General features: G+C 43.7%; 10 protein-coding genes. 8 read left to right on the top strand and 2 right to left on the bottom strand.

The genetic code is table 11. The annotated features are described in order from the left end of the window. Positions 1-60: 60 nt before the first annotated feature. The 8 genes from CAG65_RS17285 to CAG65_RS17250 all read left to right on the top strand — a co-directional run bounded on the left by CAG65_RS17285 (position 61) and on the right by CAG65_RS17250 (position 3962). Positions 61-759, top strand: coding sequence for a DUF3592 domain-containing protein (locus tag CAG65_RS17285; protein WP_161454412.1), 699 nt, complete (start codon positions 61-63; stop codon positions 757-759). A gap of 431 nt (positions 760-1190) precedes the next feature. Next, on the top strand, positions 1191-1406 hold the full coding sequence (locus tag CAG65_RS17280) for a DUF4177 domain-containing protein (RefSeq protein WP_021705361.1): 216 nt from the start codon (positions 1191-1193) through the stop codon (positions 1404-1406). Between the two features lie 14 nt (positions 1407-1420). Beyond that, on the top strand, positions 1421-1633 hold the full coding sequence (gene yidD, locus CAG65_RS17275) for a membrane protein insertion efficiency factor YidD (RefSeq protein WP_245580791.1): 213 nt from the start codon (positions 1421-1423) through the stop codon (positions 1631-1633). Further along, positions 1633-2025 carry a hypothetical protein gene (locus CAG65_RS17270; RefSeq protein WP_161454411.1) on the top strand — a complete coding sequence of 131 codons (393 nt, stop codon included), beginning with the start codon at positions 1633-1635 and terminating at the stop codon, positions 2023-2025. The genes yidD and CAG65_RS17270 overlap by 1 nt, the downstream gene beginning before the upstream one ends. A 29-nt stretch (positions 2026-2054) precedes the next feature. Then, entirely contained in the window at positions 2055-2414 is a 360-nt protein-coding gene (locus CAG65_RS17265; RefSeq protein WP_161454410.1) for a hypothetical protein, read from the top strand. Between the two features lie 28 nt (positions 2415-2442). After that, positions 2443-2859 carry a GFA family protein gene (locus CAG65_RS17260; protein ID WP_021705358.1) on the top strand — a complete coding sequence of 139 codons (417 nt, stop codon included), beginning with the start codon at positions 2443-2445 and terminating at the stop codon, positions 2857-2859. Between the two features lie 114 nt (positions 2860-2973). Then, positions 2974-3372 carry a VOC family protein gene (locus CAG65_RS17255; RefSeq protein WP_161454409.1) on the top strand — a complete coding sequence of 133 codons (399 nt, stop codon included), beginning with the start codon at positions 2974-2976 and terminating at the stop codon, positions 3370-3372. A 104-nt stretch (positions 3373-3476) separates the two neighbouring features. Then, entirely contained in the window at positions 3477-3962 is a 486-nt protein-coding gene (locus CAG65_RS17250) for an RDD family protein (protein WP_337247567.1), read from the top strand. A 102-nt stretch (positions 3963-4064) separates the two neighbouring features. Here the strand turns inward: CAG65_RS17250 and CAG65_RS17245 are convergent, their stop codons facing one another. Together CAG65_RS17245 and CAG65_RS17240 are read right to left on the bottom strand one after the other, a co-directional pair. Continuing rightward, positions 4065-5390 carry an aminotransferase class I/II-fold pyridoxal phosphate-dependent enzyme gene (locus tag CAG65_RS17245; protein ID WP_161454408.1) on the bottom strand — a complete coding sequence of 442 codons (1326 nt, stop codon included), beginning with the start codon at positions 5388-5390 and terminating at the stop codon, positions 4065-4067. Between the two features lie 34 nt (positions 5391-5424). Continuing rightward, positions 5425-5711, bottom strand: a 287-nt coding sequence (locus CAG65_RS17240; protein ID WP_202599440.1) for a hypothetical protein, incomplete at its 5' end; no start/stop codon positions are given.

Genomic DNA, 5711 nt, shown 5'->3' with positions numbered 1-5711 from the left:
TTATGCAAGACACTGAGTGAATGATCAAAAATCCCTATCCATCAGATTATGAGCAACTCAATGAAAACAATAAAAATAGTAAAATACTTCTTCTCCGTCATCGGGCTTGGCATGTTGATTGGCGCCTATTTTATGTTTGCCAACACTCAAAGCTTCCTCAGTCAATCACAAATAACGCAAGGCACGGTGGTTGATCTGTTGCTTTCGCGTTCGAGTGATTCAAATACTTATCGGCCGCTGGTGGCATTTACTGCTTCAGATGGTTCTTTAGTTGAAATCACCTCTTCCAGCAGCAGTAATCCACCTGCGTTTGATATCGGTGAGAAAGTCGATGTGTTTTATAATCCTTCCTTTCCCGAAGATGCCATGATCGACAGCTTTTTTTCATTGTGGGGTGGGGCCGTCATCCTCGGCGGGCTAGGAGCGGTGTTTTTTCTGACTGGGGCGTCAATGATTGCTTTTGGCTGTTGGAAAAATAATCGGGTTGCATATTTAAAAAGGAATGGCGAGCCAGTTAAGGCGAAATTGGCAGGAGTGCAACTTAATAGTTCAGTCATCGCCAATGGCCGTAATCCATACCAAATTACGGCTCAGTGGACAAATCCTAAAACGTCGAAGCTGCATGTCTTCATGAGTGACAACATCTGGTTTGATCCGAGTGAGCATATTAAAGGTGGTGAAGTCACGGTTCTGATAGATCAGAGCGATCCAAATAAATATTATATGGATATTTCATTTTTGCCTCAGTTAGCCGGTTAACATCGCGCGACTAAGATGCCTCACTTCGAGGCATTTTTATTGGCTGAAACCAGTTGAGCCAGACAAAATCAAAACATTCACTACTTCAATGCACCGACGTGAGCGAAAATGGTGGTCTTTCTCTATGTTGGTGAAAATACGCGATTTTAATGTTGCCTTTGTCATTATTATTTGTTCACACAGTGATTTAGATCACTTATTCGATAAAATAAGAAATTCACTGTGAATAATTAAATGGCTCAATATCTCAGTTTTGTATAATCGCGGTCGCTACCGTATTGGTTGTCTAATAGGTGGTGACACAAGAATGAATTTAATCTGTCAGAAACGGTGTACGTCAGTGTTTGTATTTTAGGTTCATGTTGTGATTTTTATTGTTATACCGGCCAGTGTGCCAAATGATAAATTTAAAAGAGATAGTTGGTTAAATAATGACAAAGTTTACAGAGTATAAAGTAGTTCACATTGTTGAAGGCGGTTGCGGTACGATTTTTCTCGGAGCAAGTGGCCTTCCGGTTCAGAAAATGGAAGCTGAATTGAATCAGTATGCACAAGATGGTTGGCAGGTTGTTTTTCAAATTGTAGAGCAGAAGCGATTCATGTTGTTCTGGAAACGTGAAGCTGTTCTGATCACGCTAGGCCGCTAATCTTGCTCAAGATAGTGTCTTTAAAGCTTATCCACCGCTACCAACGTAGCGGTGGTTCTAAAAAGCTACTGAATATTGAATGTAATTTTGAACCGACTTGTTCAGAATACACAAAACAATGCATTGAGAAATATGGTGCAATCAAGGGTTGGAAACTGGGGATCTCGCGAATTAAACGTTGCAATAACCCAAATCTGATTGAAAAAATATATGATGAGGTACCTTGATGAGACTGCTTGAACCATGGGAAGAGCTGAAAGAGAAAGAAGAAGACCTCAGAAGTAAGGTCAATTCACTGACTGAAGAAAAGAAAAAAGCGTTCTATCAACGCCAGGTTCGTGAATTGAAAGATCCAGATACGTATGCCGTACTTAACTGGTTGTTTTTAGGCGGGTTTCATCATATCTATTTAAAAAGATATAAAGTCTTTGCTATTGAGTTTACCTTGCTCGTTGGGTCCATTATTGGCTTGTCCTTAGGTTATCGTTGGCCGGTTTTGTTAATTGTTGGTCTGGTGGTGTATGAACTCCCTCAGTTGTTTTTCTCACAGAAAATCGCCCGCCAATATAATTACGATACATCCAGCCAAATATTAAATGATGTACAAAAAAGTGGCTAAGTTGGTCTATACAGCAAGGAAAGGCAAGGATGACTAAGCCTGTTGTTGAGTCGATCACGACCAACAATGAAACCAGTAAGCTAAGTGAGAAGACAATGTTCAAGTTTTTCTCGTTGTTGGTTTTAATGCATGGCGCATTTTTCGTCGTAACGGTCAACGTGCTAGAGCGTGGCAGTGACGAACTGATTTGGTTTACGGCCGGAATGTGGTGCATCTGCTCAGTGATTGGAACCGTATGGATGCACAAATGCCTACGTGCCCAGGTTAAAGCAACGTTAGCGTACAAAGGCGCGGTATTTTTCGCTTACCTGTTTGCTCTGCTGCCGTTAAGTTTCGTAGGCTTGATGTTATTCGTCTTAGCTGCTTTATCTGGCGTCGATATGCGTTAGTCTGACAATATGAGCAAAGGAGAAGGCAATGCGTCCGCGATATTCAGGTTCTTGCTTGTGTGGCAGTATCCGTTTCGATGTGACAGGGCCATTTGACGGATTCTATCTTTGTTATTGCAAACATTGTCAAAAAGACAGCGGTTCGGCTCATGCTGCCAGCTTGTTTATCCCTCCGTCCAATATTTTCTGGCACTGTGGACAAGAGTTGCTTACAACATATCGTTTACCCGGTAGCTTGCATCAGAAAAGTTTTTGCCAGCAATGTGGTTCCCCAGTGCCTTCCTTAGATAATCAACATAGCTTCTTGATGGTTCCTGCGGGTTGCCTGGACACACCAATCTTACAGACTCCGGATGCTAAAATATTTGTGAGCCGTCAGGTGCAATGGTCAAAAGGCATCCATCACTTAGTTGAGTTTGATGAGTTACCAAAAGGTAAAACTTAGCTGAAAAAGATTGTTTCAAAGATTAGAACATCTTCTTCAGTTCACACTGCTTGTTCTATTGATAGGCATTATTGATTATGAGTTTGATTTTATATTAGTGAATAAGGAAACTCTATGACTTCAATGACATGCGGGACTCACCATATTGGATTGACGGTATCAAAACTTGAAGAAAGTGCTCGCTTTTTTGTTGATCTGCTGGGTTGGAAAGAAGTGAAGCGCAATCCGGCGTATCCGGCCATTTTTGTCAGCGATGGTCGCATTATGCTGACGCTCTGGGAAGTACAAACCGACAGTGCGATAACCTTTGATCGAAAACGAAACGTGGGGCTTCATCACTTGGCACTGGCGTTAGACAAAGAAGCTGATTTAAACGCGGTTTATCAACGTATGATGGACGCCGGTGTTGAGGTGGAATTTGCGCCAGAGAAAATCGGTGAAGGCCCAGCCAAACACATGATGTGTTTCGAGCCGAGCGGTATTCGGATCGAGTTCTTTTGGCCTGGTCATTAATGTTTAGATACCGCTATCGACCACAAGAATGTATCGCGTAGCAATACTGTGGCTGTAACGGCCACAGTATTGTATGCTACATACCACAGGATGGAATAAGTAACGTGAGAATCGAAGTCAGGTGCAGTCAGGCAAAACACGAGTTTGAGGCGGTAGAACCAGAGGTCACCTCAATAGAGTTATCTCCGCAGGAGCGGAGGTTAAGCAACGTTTTGTCCAGTCCGGGTAGGCGCTATCTGGGCCAGATGATCGACATGCTCATCGCCTGGGGCATTTTCCTGGCGAGCTTTGCGTTTGTTGAGTGGTTGTCTGTTTCCAAAGAGTATATCGGTGGTTATGCATTGATTCCGGCATGTGTGTATTTTGTTTTTTCAGACGGGTTCGCTAACGGGCAAAGTCTGGGGAAAAAGATGTTGGGTATGTCGGTGATAGACCGGCGCAGCGGACACTATTGTACGTATTGGCAATCTTTGCTTCGCAATATTCTTACGCCAGTTCTCGGAGTACTGGACGCGGTGTTTATATTGTCTAAGCGTCGCCAGCGAATCGGAGACAAACTCGCGCGTACGACAGTGGTAAACCGAGCGTAACGCAGCAGTATTCTAAAATGAACTAAGCCCCTACAGCATCAATGCCTTTGGGGCTTAACTATCTACTTAACTAAGCGCAGTTGAAACGCTTTGATCAGAAGATTAACTGGCAACGCGCATCTGGCTCCAGGCGGAGCTTTTGATTTTCTTGATGACGTTTTCACACGAAATTTCTTTGTTGAATGCTTTCAGCAAGACGTTTTCAGTATAACAACCCTCTTGCTCTAACATCGCTTCGTTAATGGCTTCGTTCATACAGATGGCGATCTCGCGACAAAGCACATCGATATCTTGTTTAGTATGAGAAATATTCAGTGCGATACGTAATCCGGACTTGCCCTTACCAACGGCAGGAAACGCACCAATGTTGACATAGATACCTCGGCCCATCAGCTTATTGATGACCTTGCTGCATACTTCTTCGTTGCCGACGGCAATAAAGCGGATTGGGCTGGATGTCGCAGCGATCAGTGGCAGCCCCTGTTCTGCAGCGCACTGATTAAAGTATTCAATCAAATCAAATAGCTGACCTTGCAGTTGTGCAATTTCGTCACTCATGAACAGATCCAGAGAAGCGTTGAGCGCTGCGAGGTTCGCCGGTTGAAGAGGGCCGCCAAACGAAAACGCCGGGCCACAGTAACGCACCAGTTGGTACAGTTCCTGATTCGGTAACACCAAGCCGCCGCCAGCGACACCGAAACACTTCGAGAATGAAATGGCGACCACCGTTCTGTCATGCAAGTCATGTTCACCCAGAACAAAACCTTTGCCATTCTGTCCGCGCCATCCTGCACCGTGAGCATCATCAATATATAGCCAGAAGTTAGGGTATTGTTCTAGCAAATCGCGCAGTTCATTCAGTGGCGCTAAATCGCCGTACATGCTAAATACACCATCCGTGGCATACCAGATTTTCCGGTAATGTTGGCCGTCTTCCAAAGCTTGTTTGATCGCTTCGACATTATTGTGTTTCACCACTTTCACTTCGGCGCCAGACGCCGCAACAACTTTGGCAGAGAGTTGAATGCTTGAGTGTGCTTGCTGATCGACCAGTAGAAGATCCCCACGTTCAACCAATACTGGCAGAGCACTCAAGTGACCGAGTGTTGTGGTCGCGGTCAATAAAACATGTCCGCCGAAAAGCGTGTTAAGCTTATTCTCGATGGTACTGTACAGTGGGTGAGACATATACGCTCGGGAAGCGGAAAGTTGTGTACCACTGCGTTCAATTTCGGCAATCGCCGCCGATTTCAGGCGCGGATCATTTTCAACACACAAGTAGCTGCAAGAACCATAGTTACGCATTGTTTTTCCGCCAGAACGGAGATACAAGCCGTTTTCGACGATGTCATCCAGATCGAGATGAGCAATGTTGTGACTGACCATGATTTTGGCGTATTGATAAAAATCGTTGAGCTTTTCGTTCATTTTTACATTTTCCTTAATGTAATGGTTGTTAATATTAGAGTGAAGAATCAATAATTCGATCTAGCGTTTTGTAATACAATGATGGAAATAAGTTCTTAAACTTTTTAACTAATATGCTTTCTTTGTTACAAAGTACTTCGAATTGACTTTTTTCAATGGCTTTTATTAATTTATTGGCCACTAAATCCGGACTGATTACTGTTCCGTGCTTACTTAATGCTTTCGCTTCAGGTATTTGGTTTTGTTTTTCTCGTGGATACATATCGGTGTCTGTGTCTGGAGGAAAAACCATGCTGACGCCAATGGTGTGAGGTCTCATCT

The sequence above is a fragment of the Vibrio sp. V39_P1S14PM300 genome (assembly GCF_009904765.1).
Classification (GTDB): domain Bacteria; phylum Pseudomonadota; class Gammaproteobacteria; order Enterobacterales; family Vibrionaceae; genus Vibrio; species Vibrio proteolyticus.
The sequence above is the reverse complement of the archived record's forward strand: the minus strand, read 5'-3'. Positions and strand labels throughout refer to the sequence as shown.